Genomic DNA, 15,770 nt, shown 5'->3' with positions numbered 1-15,770 from the left:
CTTAAAGTGAGCCTGTTGCCAAGTGAACACCCTGTAGCCACTATAGGGTCAAGCCATTAGCGGGGAATTTGGTAATGAAGATCGGTGAACTGGCCAAAGCCACTGACTGCGCGGTGGAAACCATCCGCTACTACGAGCGGGAAAACCTGCTGCCCGCACCTGCGCGCAGCGACGGCAACTACCGCCTCTACACCCAGGCGCATGTCGAGCGGCTGACGTTCATTCGCAATTGCCGCACGCTGGACATGACCCTCGATGAAATCCGCAGCCTGCTAAGCCTGCGCGACAGCCCGGCTGACGCGTGCGGCAGCGTCAACGCGCTGATCGACGAGCATATCGAGCATGTGCAGGCGCGCATCGACGGGCTGGTAGCGTTGCAGGCGCAGTTGATAGAACTGCGCCGGCGCTGCAGCGCACAGGGGGCAGAATGCGCGATCTTGCAGCAACTGGAGACGAATGGTGCGGTAACGGTGCCGGAAACCGAGCATTCGCACGTGGGCCGCAGCCACGGGCATTGAGGAACACGATCTCCCGTGGGAGCGGCTTGAGCCGCGAACACCGGCAAAGCCGGTGCCAGCCACCGCGTCGCCTGCTTCGCGGGCGCGCCCGCTCCCACAGGTTAGGGTGCTGGCTTCAAGCTCACGCTGCAGATGTAGGAGCAGCCTTGTGTCGCGAAAGGGGCGCAAAGCGCCCCCGGCCATCCCAGGACCTACACCGCCATCGGCGCTGTCATCGGCGCATGATGCTCATAGCCTTCCAGCCAGAAATCACTCGGCTCGATCTTCTCCAGCCACTCGGGTTCGTACTTGCCCGTTTCGGCAAACGCCGGCACCCGGTCACTGATCACCAGCTTCGGCGCTTCCAGCGGCTCGCGCTTGAGCTGCTCGTTGAGCATGTCCAGGTGGTTTTCATACACGTGGGCATCGCCGATGAAGTAGGTGAACCAGCGCGGGGTGTACCCGGTCAGGCGGCCGAACAGGGCCAGCAGCGCCGCACCTTCGGTAAGGTTGAACGGTGTCCCCAGGCCCAGGTCGTTGGAACGGATGTAAAGCGTCAGGGAAATTTCCCTGGTCTCGACATTCGGATGGAACTGGTACAGCAGGTGGCACGGCGGCAGCGCCATCTCGTCGAGCTGCGCGCAGTTCCAGCCGTGGAACAGGATGCGCCGGCTGCCCGGGTCGTTGGCGATGGTGTCCAGGCACTGGCGCACCTGATCGATAGCCTTGTACAGGATGACGAAGGCGACACCGTCTTCCTCGTCCTGGGCAATACGGCGGAAGCCCGCCTGCTCGGCCATGGCGATAGCGGCGGGGTTGCACAGCGGGATGCGCTTGTAGCCAGGCCACTGGCGCCATTGCACGCCATAGATTTCACCCAGGTCATCATGGCCCTGGCGGAACGGGTTGGCCAACCACTGGGCGTTTTCGTTGGCATTCTGGTCCCACACCTTGCAGCCCAGCTCGCGGAACTCACCGGCGTTCTTCACGCCACGCAGAAAGCCGACCATCTCGCCGATCGCCGACTTGAACGCCAGCTTGCGCGTGGTAATGGCCGGGAAGCCCTTCTGCAGGTCGAAACGCAGCATCGCACCCGGCAGGCTGATGGTGCGGATGCCGGTGCGGTTGCCCTGCAGCGTGCCGTTTTCGATAACGTCGCGGACCAGGTCCAGATACTGTTTCATGGCTTACCTGTAGCAGATACGGCAGGGGGATCGCCCCTGCCGTGGGATTAATCAGGCGGGATTCGCCGTGGGCTTGCGATTATAAGCCCACCAGATCAGGCCGAGGCCAGCGAGGATCATCGGCACGCAGAGAATCTGACCCATGGTCAGCCAGCCCCACGCCAGATAGCCCAGCTGGGCGTCCGGTACGCGAACGAACTCGACGATGAAACGGAAAATGCCATAGAACAGCGCGAACATGCCGGACACGGCCATGGTCGGCCGCGGCTTGCGCGAAAACAGCCAGAGGATCACGAACAGAGCCACGCCTTCCAGCGCAAATTGATAGAGCTGCGACGGGTGGCGCGGCAGTTGCGCGGGGTCGCTGAAGGGCGGGAAGATCATCGCCCACGGCACGTCGGTCGGCTTGCCCCACAATTCGGCGTTGATGAAGTTGCCGATACGCCCGGCGCCCAGGCCGATCGGCACCAGCGGCGCGACAAAGTCCATCAGCTCGAAGAACGACTTGTTGTTGCGCTTGCCGAACCACAGGGCTGCCAGCATCACCCCAATGAAGCCGCCGTGGAACGACATGCCACCCTTCCACACCTCGAAGATCAAGGTCGGGTTGGCCAGGTAGGCGTGCAGGTCATAGAACAGCACGTAGCCCAGGCGGCCACCGACGATTACCCCCATCGACAGCCAGAACACCAGGTCGGAGAGCTTTTCACGGGTCCATGTCGGGTCGAAACGGTTCAGCCGACGCGAGGCCAGCAACCAGGCGCCACCGATGCCGATCAGGTACATCAGGCCGTACCAGTGAATTTTCAGCGGGCCAATGGCCACGGCCACGGGGTCTATCTGCGGGTAAGGCAGCATGGAACTTCCTCTCGATTCAAATCAAAAAGCTGAGGCCAACACAGAACAGCAGGGCTGCGAACAGGCGTTTCAACAGGCGCGGCGACAGCTTGTGCGCCAGGCGCGCGCCAAAGCGGGCGAAAAACATGCTGGTCACGGCAATGCCGACCAGCGCCGGCAGGTACACGTAACCCAGGCTGTGGGGCGGCAAGTGCTGCTCATGCCAACCTAGCAGCATGAAGCTCAAGGCACTGGCCATGGCGATCGGCAGGCCGCAGGCAGAAGATGTGGCCACTGCCTGTTGCATGGGCAGGCTGCGCGAGGTCAGGAAAGGCACGGTCAGCGAGCCACCCCCAATGCCGAAAATGGCCGAGGCCCAACCGATCACCCCACCCGCGCCGACCAGCACAGGCTTGCCAGGCACACCATGGCTGGCCTTGGGCTTGAGGTCCAGGGCCATTTGCGCGGCGATGACCAGGGCGAAGACACCAATGATCTTCTGCAGGAGCGGGCCCTGGATCAGCGAGGCGGTCTTGGCGCCGATACCGGCCCCCAGGAGGATGCCCAGGGTCATCCAGGCGAATATCGGCCATTGCACCGCGCCCTTGCGGTGGTGTTCGAGCACGGCGTTGATCGAGGTGAACACGATGGTCGCCAACGACGTACCCACCGCCAGGTGGGTCAGTACCGAGGCGTCGAAACCCTGCAGGGTGAAGCTGAACACCAGCACCGGCACGATGATGATGCCGCCGCCCACGCCGAACAGCCCCGCCAGCACGCCGGCACAGGCGCCCAACAGCAGATAGAGCACGAATTCCATTCGGCATCCCCGAGAAATCAATCCGGCATGTTAACGGAAGCCGGGTTCGAGGCTCTAGTGAAGTCTGTGTCAGGATGGATCCTGCCCGCAGCTGTGGGTACAGTGGCAGAAAACACAGAGGCCTGACCGATGTGCCTGATCGTATTCGCCTGGCGGCCGGGGCACGCCCTGCCGCTGATCGTCGCGGCCAACCGCGACGAATTCTACGCCCGCCCTGCCCAGGCCCTGGCGGCCTGGGAGGATGCGCCCGGGGTGCATGCCGGGCGGGACCTGGAGGCCGGTGGCACCTGGCTGGGCGTGGGCCCACAGGGGCGCTTTGCAGCGCTGACCAATATCCGTGACCCGCGGCAGGCGCAGGGGCCCCGCTCGCGCGGCGAGCTGGTGGCGGGGTATCTACGGGGTGAGCTGGGGGTTGAGGCTTACCTGGACGAGGTAGCCAGCCGTAGCGGGCAGTATTCGGGGTTCAACCTGCTGGTGGGTGATGGGCGCCAGCTGGGTTACCTGCATGGCCCAGACGTGGCGCCGCGCCTGCTGGAAGCCGGGGTGTACGGGCTGTCCAATGCCGGGCTGGATACCCCATGGCCGAAACTGGTAAAGGCCCGAAGCGGGCTGCAGAGCTTGCTGGAAAGGCCGGAGCCGCCACAGTTGCTGGCGCTGCTGGCCGATGGCGAGCCTGCAACTGACGGTGAGCTACCGGACACAGGCGTGGGCATGGCGACCGAGAAGCTGCTGTCGAGTGTGTTTATTGCCAGCCAGAGTTATGGGACACGCGCGAGTACTGTGCTGATTGTGGATGATCAGGGCAGAAGGCGCCTGATCGAGCGCAGTTTCGGGCCGTTTGGTGGACACCTGGGGGAAGTTGAGCTGTCGGTCTGAACAGCGCCTTCGTGGGGGGAGCGGGCGTGCCCGCGAAGAGGCCCGAACAGGCCCCCCCCCTTACAGGGTTTTATTGGCCCCAGGCCCGATCATCCGCGCCAGCCCCAGGTTTTTCAGCGCCAGCTGCAACGAGCTGTGGATAACCTGCGGGTTGTCGTGGCTCAAGGCTTCGACCAGCAGCTCCTTGGCCTTGCCCATGTTCACCTGGCGCAGCATCCACTTCACCTTGGGCAGGTTGGTGGCGTTCATCGACAGGCTGTCGAAGCCCATCGCCATCAACAGGATCGCTGCCGCGGGGTCACCCGCCATCTCGCCGCAGATGCTGACCGGCTTGCCCTCGCCATGGGCATCACGCACCACGGTGTTCAGCGCCTGCAGCACCGCCGGGTGCAAGTAGTCGTACAGGTCGGCGACCCGTGGGTTGTTGCGGTCCACGGCCAGCAGGTACTGGGTAAGGTCGTTGGAACCGACCGACAGGAAATCCACCTGCCGCGCCAACTCCTTGGTCTGGTACACCGCCGCAGGGATCTCCACCATGACGCCAACCGGCGGCATCGGCACGTCGGTGCCTTCGTCGCGCACCTCGCCCCAGGCCCGGTGAATCAGGTGCAGCGCCTCTTCCAGCTCGTGAATACCGGAAATCATCGGCAGCAGGATGCGCAGGTTGTTCAGGCCCTCGCTGGCTTTGAGCATGGCGCGGGTCTGCACCAGGAAGATTTCCGGGTGGTCGAGGGTCACACGGATGCCGCGCCAGCCAAGGAACGGGTTATCTTCCTTGATCGGGAAATACGACAGCGCCTTGTCGCCACCAATGTCGAGGGTGCGCATGGTCACCGGCAGTGGGTGGAAGGCCGCCAACTGCTCACGGTAGATGGCCAGCTGCTCTTTTTCGCTGGGGAAGCGCTGGTTGATCATGAACGGCACTTCGGTGCGGTACAGGCCCACCCCTTCGGCACCGCGTTGCTGGGCCCGGGCCACATCGGCCAGCAGGCCGGTATTGACCCACAACGGCATGCGGTGGCCGTCGGGGGTGATGCAGGGCAGCTCGCGCAGGGCATCCAGGCCCTGGGCCAACTGGCGCTCTTCCTCGACCACGTCGCTGTACTGCTTGCGCAGCACTTCGCTCGGGTTGGTGAACACCTCGCCCTTGTAACCGTCGACGATCAGCTCGATGCCGTCGACCTTGGAGTACGGCAGGTCGACCAGGCCCATCACCGTGGGGATACCCATGGCACGGGCCAGGATGGCAACGTGGGAGTTGCCCGACCCCAGTACCGACACCAGGCCGACCAGCTTGCCTTCCGGCACTTCGCCGAGCATTGCCGGGGTCAGCTCTTCACTGACCAGGATGGTGTTGTCGGCGTAGACCAGCGACTGCGAGCGGGCCTCTTGCAGGTAGGCCAGCAAACGCCGGCCCAGGTCCTTCACGTCGGAGGCACGCTCGCGCAGGTAGTCGTCGTCCATCAGTTCGAAACGGTTGACGTGCTCGCCGACCACCTGGCGCAGGGCGCCCTGGGCCCACTGGCCGGTCTTGATGACCGCGGTCACCTCGCCGCCCAGCGCTGCGTCTTCGAGCATCATCAGGTACACATCGAACAGGGCGCGCTCTTCCGGGCGCAGTTGCGTCGCCAGTTTGGCCGACAGCTTGCGCATGTCTTCGCGCACGCCTTCAAGGGCGTTTTCGAACAGCTTGAGCTCGGCGTCGATGTCATCGACGGCCTTGTCGGGCACCACTTCGAGGTCGGCAGGCGGCAACATGACCACGGCACGCCCTACGGCAGCGCCTGGCGAGCCAGGCACGCCAACGAAACGCGCTTCCTGGATGCCCTTGCCCTGCCGGCCCAGGCCACGGATCGAGCCGGTGGCCTCGGCGTGGGCGATAACCCCGGCAAGCTGGGCGCTCATGGTGACCAGGAACGCTTCTTCGCCCTCGTCGAACTGGCGGCGCTCCTTCTGCTGGATGACCAGTACCCCGACCACGCGGCGGTGGTGAATGATCGGTGCACCCAGGAACGAGGCGAATCGCTCTTCACCGGTTTCGGCAAAGTAGCGGTAACGCGGGTGGTCGGCGGCGTTTTCCAGGTTCAGCGGCTCTTCTCGGGTACCGACCAGGCCGACCAGGCCTTCGTTGGGCGCCATGCTGACCTTGCCGATGGAGCGTTTGTTCAGGCCTTCGGTGGCCATCAGCACGAAGCGATTGGTTTCCGGGTCAAGCAGGTACACCGAGCAGACCTGGCTGCCCATGGCCTCCTTGACGCGCAAGACAATGATCCCCAACGCCGACTTGAGATCTTTGGCGGAGTTTACTTCCTGGACGATCTTGCGCAGCGTATTGAGCATGGCTCGGGGTCGAACTCCGTCGTCAGTCGCGCGTCAGAAGACGCGGTGCTAGCTCTTTCAGGGCGCGCCGGTATACCTCGCGCTTGAATGTCACAACCTGGCCCAGCGGGTACCAATAGCTCACCCAACGCCAGCCGTCGAACTCCGGCTTGCCGGTGAGGTCCATTCTTACCCGTTGTTCGTTGCTGACCAGGCGCAGCAGGAACCACTTCTGCTTCTGGCCGATGCACAGCGGCTGGCTGTGGGTCCGCACCAGGCGCTGCGGTAAACGATAACGCAACCAGCCACGGGTGCAGGCAAGAATTTCCACATCATCGCGTTCAAGGCCAACTTCTTCGTTCAGCTCGCGGTACAGGGCATCTTCCGGCGTTTCGTCAGGGTTGATACCACCCTGGGGAAATTGCCAGGCATCCTGGTTGATCCGTCGAGCCCATAGCACCTGCCCGGCATCATTCGTGAGAATGATCCCGACATTGGGGCGAAAACCATCCGGGTCGATCACGGCAGCAACCTCGCAAACGCATGTCACCGCATTGTTCCACAAAGCTTGCGAGCGCAGCAACGCGCCCGCCACGCTTATGTGCCGCGGCGTGAAAACTCCTTGTTCGGTGAAAGCAAGGTGATGCAGGCAAGGGTTGGCCGCTGCTTTGTCAGACTGGCTTGGCGCCCATCAGCCCGGCGATGGAGAGCAGGCAGACGCCACTGAACACCGCCAGCGCCAAGGTGAAGCGCAACCCTACCGGCTCGGCCTTGCGCAGCCGGTTCAGCCGCACCAGCAGCCACCACACGGCAAACGCACCAAGCGTATAGATGACGCTGGACGCCAGCACCCAGGTCTGCCCCAGCGGCCAACCGACCAGGTGCACCAGCCACCAGCCGGTGAACGGCATGCTTACCAGGCACAGCACCATTACCAGCCACACGAACACCAGTGGCCGGCGCAGCAGCTTGGCATAGGCCTGCGCATCGCCCTGGCGGCGGGCGCGCACGGTCCACACCGCCAGGCCCAGGGCACCCAGCAGCAGGAGTGCAGTGGCGATGATGTGCAGTGTTTTCAGGGTGGTCAGATGTTCCATGTGTGCGTTGTCCTTGAGCAGGCCTTAGGCCCAGCTTAGCTGCTCAGCCCAGGAACAGCTTGTAAGCCGGGTTCTCGGTTTCGTCCCAGTAGGGGTAACCAATCTTGGCCAGAGCCGCTGGCACCAGGTGGCGCTCGTCTTCCGGCACCTGCAGGCCCGCCACCACACGCCCGTCTGCCGCGCCGTGGTTACGGTAGTGGAACATCGAGATATTCCACCGCCCACCCAGCTTGTCGAGGAAATTGAACAGCGCCCCCGGCCGTTCCGGGAACTCGAAGCGCAGCACCATTTCATCGCTGGCGCCAGCCGAGTGGCCGCCGACCATATGACGAATGTGCAACTTGGCCAGCTCGTTGTCGGTCAGGTCCGTTACCGGGAAACCCTGCTCGCTCAAATGCTGCACCAAGGCTGCGCGCGGGTCGTTTTCCGGGTGGGTCTGCACGCCCACGAAGATATGCGCCTCGTCCGAGGTGTGCTTGCGGTAGTTGAACTCGGTGATCTGGCGTTTGCCAATCGCCTGGCAGAACGCCTTGAAGCTGCCCGGGCGTTCAGGAATGGTAACGGCGATGATCGCCTCGCGCTTTTCACCCAGTTCGGCACGCTCGGCCACATGGCGCAAGCGGTCGAAATTGACATTGGCGCCAGAGTCGATTGCCACCAGGGTCTGGCCAGTCACGCCGTACAGTTCGACATAACGCTTGATGCCCGCCACACCCAACGCGCCGGCAGGCTCGGTGATCGAGCGGGTATCGTCGTAGATATCCTTGATTGCGGCACAGATTTCATCGGTGCTGACCGTGACCACTTCATCCACATGGTGGCGGCAGATATCGAAGGTGTGCTGGCCGATCTGCGCCACCGCCACGCCGTCGGCGAACAGCCCGACCTGCGGCAGCACCACGCGCTCACCCGCGGCCATGGCCGCCTGCAGGCAGTTGGAGTCATCCGGTTCTACACCAATGACCTTGATTTCCGGACGCAGGTACTTCACGTAGGCGGCAATACCGGCGATCAGGCCACCGCCGCCCACCGGCACGAAGATCGCGTCCAGCTGGCCAGGGTGCTGGCGCAGGATTTCCATGGCCACGGTGCCCTGCCCGGCGATGGTGTGCGGGTCATCGTAAGGGTGGACATAGACCAGGCCCTTTTCATCGACCAGCTTCAGCGAATAGGCCAGCGCCTCGGGGAACGAGTCGCCATGCAGTACCACCTTGCCGCCACGCGAGCGCACGCCTTCGACCTTGATCTCCGGGGTGGTCTTGGGCATCACGATGGTGGCCTTGATGCCCATTTCGCGCGCGGCCAGGGCCAGGCCCTGGGCGTGGTTGCCGGCCGAGGCAGTGACCACGCCGCGGGCCAGTTCTTCCGGGGTCAGCTGGGCCAGCTTGTTGTACGCCCCGCGGATCTTGAACGAGAACACCGGCTGCAGGTCTTCGCGCTTGAGCAGAATCTGGTTGCCCAGGCGCTTGCTCAGTTGCCCGGCGCTCTGCAACGGGGTTTCGACGGCAACGTCATAGACGCGCGAGGTGAGGATCTTCTTGACGTACTGTTCGAGCATCGGGAAAGCATCACTGGGCCGCGGGACAAGGGCTGGAAGTCTACCCCAGCGCTACGTCGGGCGACCACAGCAAAGCCGTGCGAGCCGTTATACTAGGCAACTTTGAAACCGCCCTGCCCCTTCCGGAGCCCGCATGACCCAGGACCAACTCAAACAGGCCGTCGCCCAGGCCGCTGTCGACTTCATTCTGCCCAAGCTGGATGAAAAGAGCGTCGTCGGCGTCGGTACCGGTTCGACCGCCAACTTCTTCATCGATGCCCTGGCTCAGCACAAGACCGCCTTCGACGGTGCCGTCGCCAGCTCCGAGGCCACGGCCCAGCGCCTGAAGGGGCATGGTATTGCGGTGTACGAACTGAACAGCGTCAGCGAGCTGGAGTTCTACGTGGACGGCGCCGATGAAAGCGACGCGCACCTGAACCTGATCAAGGGCGGCGGCGCAGCCCTGACCCGTGAGAAGATCGTTGCAGCAGTAGCCAAGACCTTCATCTGCATCGCCGATGCCAGCAAGCTGGTGCCGGTGCTGGGCGCCTTCCCACTGCCGGTGGAGGTGATCCCGATGGCCCGTAGCCACGTGGCCCGCCAACTGGTCAAGCTGGGCGGCGACCCGGTGTACCGCGAGGGTGTGGTGACCGACAACGGCAACGTGATCCTCGATGTGTACAACCTGCAGATCACCAACCCGGTGGAGCTGGAAGCACAGATCAACGCCATTGTTGGCGTGGTGACCAACGGCCTGTTCGCGGCGCGGCCGGCGGACCTGCTGTTGCTGGGTACTGCTGAAGGTGTGAAGACCCTGACGGCCAATTAAACCGCTTCGCGGGTAAACCCGCTCCTACAGCGATCACCACTGGCCTGGAGCCTGGCGAGCTATCTGTAAGAGCGGGTTTACCCGCGAAGGGCCCTGACAGACGATCAGTCAGCCGGCTGCTTGAACACATAGAACAGGTTCGGCTCACTGACCAGATAAAGGGTTCCCGCCTCGTCCATCGCAATCCCCTCCGCCTGCGGTACGGTCGCCTGCAAGCCCTGGTAGCCCTTGCGCAGCGACAGGGTACTCAGCGGCCTGCCCTCGATATCCAGCTCCAGCAACAGCCGCGACTCGTCGGACAATGCCAGCAGGTGCCCACTGCGCTCATCGAACTGCAAGCTCGACAAGTCCCGCACGAACAACCGTGAATCGCGCTTGCGGTCCTGTACTACATGCACGGCATAGGGCTTTTCCGGGTTGTCGTGCGGGAAGCCATGGACCTCGTAGATCAGCATCGGGTCGCGTTCCTTGGCCACGAACAGGCGCTTGCCCGCTGAGTCGTAGGCCAGGCCTTCGAAGCCTTTGTTGCCGTTCAGGCCAATGCCCAGGCTGAGCTGCTCGGCATCGCCGGCATCGAGGAACAACGTGTCGTCGTCCAGGCGCACCCGGATCAGCCGTTGCTGACGCTCGTCGGAAATCACATAGCTGTTTGGCCCGACATACTCCACGGCCTCCGGGTCGCCGAACCCCGTCAGCGGCACGCGGCGCAGGATGCGCCCGTCCAGCGACAGCTCGATCAACTCCGAACGGGCGTTGGTGACGGTAAACAGGGTCTTGCGGTCAGGGTCGTAGGTCAGCGCCGATATATCGTCGTTCAACCCTTCGATAGGCTGCGCTTCCAGCACCACCCGGTAGCGCTCCAGCCCCATGCTCTGCTCGGCGGGCTGCCACCAGGTCTTGAGGTTGAACCAGGCGCGCTCGTAAAGGCGGAACTCATGCCCGGCCCAGCCGAGCAGGCACAGGCAGACGACGGCTATTACCAGGGATAGACGAACAAAACCACGCATACAGGCAGACTCGGCACAAGGATGGCGAATCTAACCATGAATGACTGAAATAAAGCTTAATGCCAGCATCCGAAAAAGCGGATTGTTGGCTCAGGGTTTTCTGAAGCGATAGAACAATGCCGGCTCACTGACCATGTACAGGTTGCCCTGGTCGTCCATCGCCACCCCCTCGGCCCGCGGGATGGTACCTTGCAGGCCGTTGAACCCGCCGAGCAAAGTCATGAAGCTGACCTGCTGCCCCTGCTGGTCCAGCTCCAGCAGCATGTTGGAGTCAGCCGACAATACCAACAGGTGGCCTGTACGCGGGTCGACACCCAGCGCCGAGAGGTTGCGCAAGTCGAGCTGATCGCTTGGCAGCGGCTGCTTGTCGCCCTTGAGCTGGCTGCGGCCATCGGTGTTCCAGGTGTACAGCTTGGGCGGGCGCTCCTCGCCGATGACCAGGCGCTGGTGCAGCGGGTCCCAGGCGACGGCCTCGAAGCCTTTGTTGCTTTTCACCGACTGCCCCAGGTCATAGCTTTTGAAGTCGGCGTGGTTGAGCACCGCCGTGTGCCCGTCCACCTTGACCAGGGTCAGGTCATGCAGGCGCTCGTCGGTGATGGCCAGGTAACCGTCTTCCAGCACGGCAACGCCTTCCGGGTTGTTCCAGCCGTTGAGCGGGATCTTGCGCAGCACATCGCCGTCCAGGCTCAGTTCGACCAGGAACGGGTTCTTGCCCATGACCGCGAACAGCGTCCGGGTCTGCGGGTTGAACGCCACGTCCGACGCTTCGTCATCGTCCATGCCCGGCAGGGGCTTGGCATCGATGTCTACCTGGTAATCCGGCAGCCATACGCTTTCGCTGCGCTCGGCGCGGCTTTCGAAGCCTTCCTTCAGCCACAGCGCACCACGGTCATCCCAGTGCATCGCCATGGCCACGCCGTAGCCAATCACCGCCGTCACCGCCAGGCCAAAGGGCCAGCGCAGGTAGAAACGACGCTTGGGGGTTGCCGGGGCGTTGGTGGGTGATGGCATGCAGCGGTCCTGAAGCAGTGGGCGTAGATGCGGGCATTATCCGCATTGGGTGTGAAAAAAACGCCAAATCCTGCCTGGACGCGAATTCTTTGTGGGAGCGGCCTTGTGTCGCGAAAGGGGTGCGAAGCGCCCCCGGGACTCATGCGTCAAGCACCTATTGCCGGAGCCGCTCTGCGGCCCTTTCGCGACGCAAGGCCGCTCCCACAGGGCTCAGAGCACCCGGCTTTCGAAGCGGCTGACACCCGGCAGCTCCAGCACCAGCTCGTCACCGACATTGAACGGCCCCACGCCCGCCGGGGTGCCGGTGAGGATCACATCCCCCGCCAGCAGCGAAAAATGCGCGGCCATGTGCTGAATCATCGGCACGATCGGGTTGAGCATCATTGCGCTGTTGCCGTCCTGGCGTACTTCGCCGTTCACCGTCAGCCGTACCGGGATGTCAGTGACGTCCGGGAAGCTGGCAGCCGAGACGAACGGCGGCAGTACGCAGGCACCGTCGAAGCTCTTGGCCAGCTCCCATGGCAGGCCTTTTTCCTTCAGTTTGGCCTGCACGTCGCGCAGGGTCAGGTCCAGGGCCGGGGCGTAGCCGGATATGGCGTCCAGCACCTCTTCCTCGCTGGGGTGCGTGGACAGTGACTTGCCCAGCAACACGGCGATTTCTGCCTCGTAATGCACCGAACCGCGCTCGGTCGGGATCTTGAAGCCGCCTTGCGCGGCGACCACGCAACTGCCGGGCTTGATGAACAGCAGCGGTTCGCTGGGGATCGGGTTGTCCAGTTCCTTGGCGTGTTCGGCATAGTTACGGCCAATGCACACCACCTTGCCCAACGGGAAGTGGATGCGCGTGCCGTCTACGTACTGGTGCTGGTAACTCATGGCCGACTCCTTTGCATGCTGCTTTTTATTCAGGAGCGAAGATCTTACCCGGATTCATGATGCCGTTAGGGTCGAACACGGCCTTTATCGCCTTCATGCAGGCAATTTCTTCGGCCGAACGGCTGTAGCCCAGGTAGTCGCGCTTGGTCATGCCTACGCCGTGCTCGGCAGAGATCGAGCCGTTGTAGCGTTCGACGATCTCGAACACCCACTTGTTGACCTTGGCGCACGAGGCAAAGAACGCGTCTTTGTCCATGTGCTCGGGCTTGAGGATGTTCAGGTGCAGGTTGCCATCGCCGATATGGCCGTACCACACCACTTCGTAATCCGGGTAATGCTCGGCCACGATGGCATCGATATCGCGCAGAAACGCCGGCACTTTCGAGACCGTGACTGAAATATCGTTCTTGTACGGGGTCCAGTGCGAGATGGTTTCCGACAGGTACTCACGCAGCTTCCACAGGTTTTTCAGCTGGGTTTCGCTCTGGCTCATCACCCCGTCCAGTACCCAGCCCTGCTCGACGCAATGCTCGAAGGTGGCCAGTGCCTGGTTGGCGACTGCCTCGGTGCTGGCCTCGAACTCCAGCAGCGCATAAAAGGGGCAGTCGGTGGCGAATGGCGCCGGCACATCACCACGCGCAAGGATCCTGGCCAGGCCCTTGTCCGAGAAAAATTCGAAGGCCGTGAGGTCGAGCCCGCCCTGGAAGGCGTGCAGCACCGGCATGATCGAGTCGAAGTCCGGCGTGCCCAGCACCATGGCGGTGAGGTTGCGCGGGGCGCGGTCCAGGCGCATGGTGGCTTCCACCACGAAACCCAGCGTGCCTTCGGCGCCAATGAACAGCTGGCGCAGGTCATAGCCGGTGGCGTTCTTGATCAGGTCCTTGTTCAGCTGCAGCAACTCGCCCTTGCCCGTCACCACCTTCAGCCCGGCCACCCAATTGCGGGTCATGCCGTAGCGGATTACCTTGATGCCGCCGGCATTGGTACCGATGTTGCCGCCTATCTGGCTGGAACCGCTGGAAGCGAAGTCTACCGGGTAATACAGGCCCTGCGCTTCGGCGTAGCTTTGCAACTGGCGAGTGACCACCCCGGGCTGGCACACCACCGTGCGGTCGAAGGCATTGAAGTCGAGAATCCGGTTCATGTTGTCGAAGGCCACCACGACTTCGCCATTGGCCGCCACGGCCCCCGCGGAGAGCCCGGTGCGCCCACCCGACGGCACCAGCGCCACCCTGTGCGCATTGGCCCAACGGACAATGGCCTGCACCTGCTCGATGGTCTTGGGCAGCACGATGGCGCTGGGCGCCGGTGCATAGTGCTTGGTCCAGTCCTTGCCATAGGCGTCGAGGGATACCGGGTCGGTCAGGACCTTGCCAGGGTCGACAAGGGTCATCAGTTCTTCAATTGCAGCGGGGTGGGTCATCGCTGGAACTCTCGACTTATTCATAGTCACCCTGAGCACTCTTCACCTGTCGGGATAAGCTCAGATTGTGTCGCGTATGCTAGCATAGCGCTCCCGCTGTTCATGCTAAGGCCGCCCTCGCGCCTGGCATCACCCCTCGCCATTTTTTCTCCGGGATACAGGTTTACGCAGATGAGCAAGACTTCTCTCGACAAGAGCAAGATCCGGTTCCTTCTTCTTGAAGGTGTGCACCAGAACGCGGTCGATACCCTCAAGGCCGCCGGCTACACCAACATCGAATACCTCACTGGTTCGTTGCCGGAAGCCGAGCTGAAGGAAAAGATCGCCGATGCCCACTTCATTGGCATCCGTTCGCGCACCCAGCTCACCGAAGAGATCTTCGACTGCGCCAAGAAACTGGTCGCCGTTGGCTGCTTCTGCATCGGCACCAACCAGGTAGACCTGGAAGCTGCCCGCGAGCGCGGTATCGCCGTGTTCAACGCGCCCTACTCCAACACCCGCTCGGTCGCCGAGCTGGTATTGGCCGAAGCGATCCTGCTGCTGCGTGGCATCCCAGAGAAAAACGCCTCCTGCCACCGTGGCGGCTGGATCAAGAGCGCAGCCAACTCGTTCGAGATTCGCGGCAAGAAACTCGGCATCGTCGGCTACGGCTCGATCGGTACCCAGCTGTCGGTCCTGGCCGAAAACCTGGGCATGCAGGTCTACTTCTACGACCCGCTGACCAAGCTGCCACTGGGCAACGCCGTACAGGTCACCAGCCTGCACGAACTGCTGGGCCTGGCCGACATCGTCTCGCTGCACGTGCCTGAGCTGCCCTCCACCCAGTGGATGATCGGTGAGAAGGAAATCCGCTCGATGAAGAAGGGCGCGATCCTGATCAACGCCGCCCGTGGCACCGTGGTCGAGCTGGACCACCTGGCCGCCGCCATCAAGGACAAGCACCTGATCGGCGCTGCCATCGACGTGTTCCCGGTCGAGCCACGCTCCAACGACGAAGAGTTCGAGAGCCCGCTGCGCGGCCTGGACAACGTGATCCTCACCCCGCACATCGGTGGTTCCACTGCCGAAGCCCAGGCCAACATCGGCCTGGAAGTGGCCGAGAAGCTGGTCAAGTACAGCGATAACGGTACTTCGGTGTCTTCGGTCAACTTCCCTGAGGTGGCACTGCCAGCGCACCCAGGCAAGCACCGCCTGCTGCACATTCACGAAAACATCCCGGGCGTACTCAGCGAGATCAACAAGGTATTCGCCGAGAACGGTATCAACATCTCCGGTCAGTTCCTGCAGACCAACGAGAAAGTCGGTTACGTGGTAATCGACGTAGACGCCGAGTACTCCGACCTGGCGCAAGAAAAACTGCAACAGGTCAAAGGCACCATCCGTTCCCGCGTACTGTTCTGAGTTTGCTTGCTGCATGAAAAAGGGAGGCCCTGGTGGCCTCCCTTTTTTTGCCGGTG

15 protein-coding genes are annotated in these 15,770 nt (G+C 62.9%); 4 read left to right on the top strand and 11 right to left on the bottom strand.

Features of this window, described 5'->3' with window-relative positions; translation table 11 throughout:
- The first annotated feature begins 74 nt into the window (after positions 1–74).
- Positions 75–518 carry a cadmium resistance transcriptional regulator CadR gene (cadR, locus tag DMX12_RS22935; RefSeq protein ID WP_029887259.1) on the top strand — a complete coding sequence of 148 codons (444 nt, stop codon included), beginning with the start codon at positions 75–77 and terminating at the stop codon, positions 516–518.
- A 191-nt stretch (positions 519–709) separates the two neighbouring features.
- Here cadR and DMX12_RS22930 read toward each other — a convergent pair whose 3' ends face one another.
- From DMX12_RS22930 to DMX12_RS22920, 3 genes are read right to left on the bottom strand one after another with little or no spacing between them, the layout of a single operon-like run.
- Positions 710–1,681 (bottom strand): thymidylate synthase, encoded by a 972-nt coding sequence (locus DMX12_RS22930; RefSeq protein ID WP_110679525.1) that lies wholly within the window; start codon positions 1,679–1,681, stop codon positions 710–712.
- Between the two features lie 51 nt (positions 1,682–1,732).
- The gene (lgt, locus tag DMX12_RS22925) at positions 1,733–2,539 is read right to left on the bottom strand and encodes a prolipoprotein diacylglyceryl transferase (protein ID WP_009685084.1); all 807 of its coding nucleotides are present in this window, start codon (positions 2,537–2,539) and stop codon (positions 1,733–1,735) included.
- Positions 2,540–2,555: 16 nt separating this feature from the next.
- Positions 2,556–3,338: a sulfite exporter TauE/SafE family protein gene (locus DMX12_RS22920; protein WP_110679524.1), complete on the bottom strand. Its 783-nt coding sequence runs from the start codon at positions 3,336–3,338 to the stop codon at positions 2,556–2,558.
- Between the two features lie 129 nt (positions 3,339–3,467).
- On the opposite strand from DMX12_RS22920, the gene DMX12_RS22915 reads away from it, so the two are divergent.
- Positions 3,468–4,214, top strand: coding sequence for an NRDE family protein (locus DMX12_RS22915; protein ID WP_054913636.1), 747 nt, complete (start codon positions 3,468–3,470; stop codon positions 4,212–4,214).
- Between the two features lie 60 nt (positions 4,215–4,274).
- Here the strand turns inward: DMX12_RS22915 and ptsP are convergent, their stop codons facing one another.
- From ptsP to ilvA, 4 genes are all read right to left on the bottom strand, one after another.
- Entirely contained in the window at positions 4,275–6,554 is a 2,280-nt protein-coding gene (gene ptsP / locus DMX12_RS22910) for a phosphoenolpyruvate--protein phosphotransferase (protein ID WP_009685081.1), read from the bottom strand.
- Between the two features lie 22 nt (positions 6,555–6,576).
- Positions 6,577–7,056: an RNA pyrophosphohydrolase gene (locus DMX12_RS22905; RefSeq protein WP_003249017.1), complete on the bottom strand. Its 480-nt coding sequence runs from the start codon at positions 7,054–7,056 to the stop codon at positions 6,577–6,579.
- A 148-nt stretch (positions 7,057–7,204) separates the two neighbouring features.
- Positions 7,205–7,630, bottom strand: coding sequence for a DUF2269 domain-containing protein (locus DMX12_RS22900; protein ID WP_009685080.1), 426 nt, complete (start codon positions 7,628–7,630; stop codon positions 7,205–7,207).
- Positions 7,631–7,673: 43 nt separating this feature from the next.
- Complete coding sequence (gene ilvA / locus DMX12_RS22895) at positions 7,674–9,188, bottom strand: threonine ammonia-lyase, biosynthetic (protein WP_009685079.1); 1,515 nt, start codon at positions 9,186–9,188, stop codon at positions 7,674–7,676.
- A gap of 133 nt (positions 9,189–9,321) precedes the next feature.
- Here ilvA and rpiA point away from each other — a divergent pair, with 133 nt between their 5' ends.
- Positions 9,322–9,996, top strand: a complete 675-nt coding sequence (gene rpiA / locus DMX12_RS22890) for a ribose-5-phosphate isomerase RpiA (protein WP_047150262.1) — start codon at positions 9,322–9,324, stop codon at positions 9,994–9,996.
- Positions 9,997–10,100: 104 nt separating this feature from the next.
- Here rpiA and DMX12_RS22885 read toward each other — a convergent pair whose 3' ends face one another.
- The 4 genes from DMX12_RS22885 to DMX12_RS22870 form a co-directional block, all read right to left on the bottom strand.
- Entirely contained in the window at positions 10,101–11,003 is a 903-nt protein-coding gene (locus tag DMX12_RS22885) for an SdiA-regulated domain-containing protein (RefSeq protein WP_110679523.1), read from the bottom strand.
- Between the two features lie 90 nt (positions 11,004–11,093).
- Positions 11,094–12,014 (bottom strand): SdiA-regulated domain-containing protein, encoded by a 921-nt coding sequence (locus tag DMX12_RS22880; protein ID WP_110679522.1) that lies wholly within the window; start codon positions 12,012–12,014, stop codon positions 11,094–11,096.
- 210 nt (positions 12,015–12,224) lie between these two features.
- A complete protein-coding gene (locus DMX12_RS22875; RefSeq protein WP_009683685.1) occupies positions 12,225–12,890 on the bottom strand; it encodes a fumarylacetoacetate hydrolase family protein in 666 nt (221 codons plus the stop codon).
- Positions 12,891–12,915: 25 nt separating this feature from the next.
- Positions 12,916–14,313 (bottom strand): FAD-binding oxidoreductase, encoded by a 1,398-nt coding sequence (locus DMX12_RS22870; protein WP_110679521.1) that lies wholly within the window; start codon positions 14,311–14,313, stop codon positions 12,916–12,918.
- A gap of 171 nt (positions 14,314–14,484) precedes the next feature.
- On the opposite strand from DMX12_RS22870, the gene serA reads away from it, so the two are divergent.
- Entirely contained in the window at positions 14,485–15,714 is a 1,230-nt protein-coding gene (serA, locus tag DMX12_RS22865; RefSeq protein WP_009683687.1) for a phosphoglycerate dehydrogenase, read from the top strand.
- Positions 15,715–15,770 lie beyond the last annotated feature (56 nt).

The sequence above is a fragment of the Pseudomonas sp. MB-090624 genome (assembly GCF_003205245.1).
Taxonomy (GTDB): Bacteria; Pseudomonadota; Gammaproteobacteria; order Pseudomonadales; family Pseudomonadaceae; genus Aquipseudomonas; species Aquipseudomonas juntendi.
This window is presented reverse-complemented; position numbering and strand designations above follow the sequence as displayed.

Coding starts and splice junctions, on each gene's coding strand:
- cadR (WP_029887259.1), top strand. CDS start 75: ATGAAGATCGGTGAACTGGCCAAAGCCACTGACTGCGCGGTGGAAACC.
- DMX12_RS22930 (WP_110679525.1), bottom strand. CDS start 1,681: ATGAAACAGTATCTGGACCTGGTCCGCGACGTTATCGAAAACGGCACG.
- lgt (WP_009685084.1), bottom strand. CDS start 2,539: ATGCTGCCTTACCCGCAGATAGACCCCGTGGCCGTGGCCATTGGCCCG.
- DMX12_RS22920 (WP_110679524.1), bottom strand. CDS start 3,338: ATGGAATTCGTGCTCTATCTGCTGTTGGGCGCCTGTGCCGGCGTGCTG.
- DMX12_RS22915 (WP_054913636.1), top strand. CDS start 3,468: ATGTGCCTGATCGTATTCGCCTGGCGGCCGGGGCACGCCCTGCCGCTG.
- ptsP (WP_009685081.1), bottom strand. CDS start 6,554: ATGCTCAATACGCTGCGCAAGATCGTCCAGGAAGTAAACTCCGCCAAA.
- DMX12_RS22900 (WP_009685080.1), bottom strand. CDS start 7,630: ATGGAACATCTGACCACCCTGAAAACACTGCACATCATCGCCACTGCA.
- ilvA (WP_009685079.1), bottom strand. CDS start 9,188: ATGCTCGAACAGTACGTCAAGAAGATCCTCACCTCGCGCGTCTATGAC.
- rpiA (WP_047150262.1), top strand. CDS start 9,322: ATGACCCAGGACCAACTCAAACAGGCCGTCGCCCAGGCCGCTGTCGAC.
- DMX12_RS22885 (WP_110679523.1), bottom strand. CDS start 11,003: ATGCGTGGTTTTGTTCGTCTATCCCTGGTAATAGCCGTCGTCTGCCTG.
- DMX12_RS22880 (WP_110679522.1), bottom strand. CDS start 12,014: ATGCCATCACCCACCAACGCCCCGGCAACCCCCAAGCGTCGTTTCTAC.
- DMX12_RS22875 (WP_009683685.1), bottom strand. CDS start 12,890: ATGAGTTACCAGCACCAGTACGTAGACGGCACGCGCATCCACTTCCCG.
- DMX12_RS22870 (WP_110679521.1), bottom strand. CDS start 14,313: ATGACCCACCCCGCTGCAATTGAAGAACTGATGACCCTTGTCGACCCT.
- serA (WP_009683687.1), top strand. CDS start 14,485: ATGAGCAAGACTTCTCTCGACAAGAGCAAGATCCGGTTCCTTCTTCTT.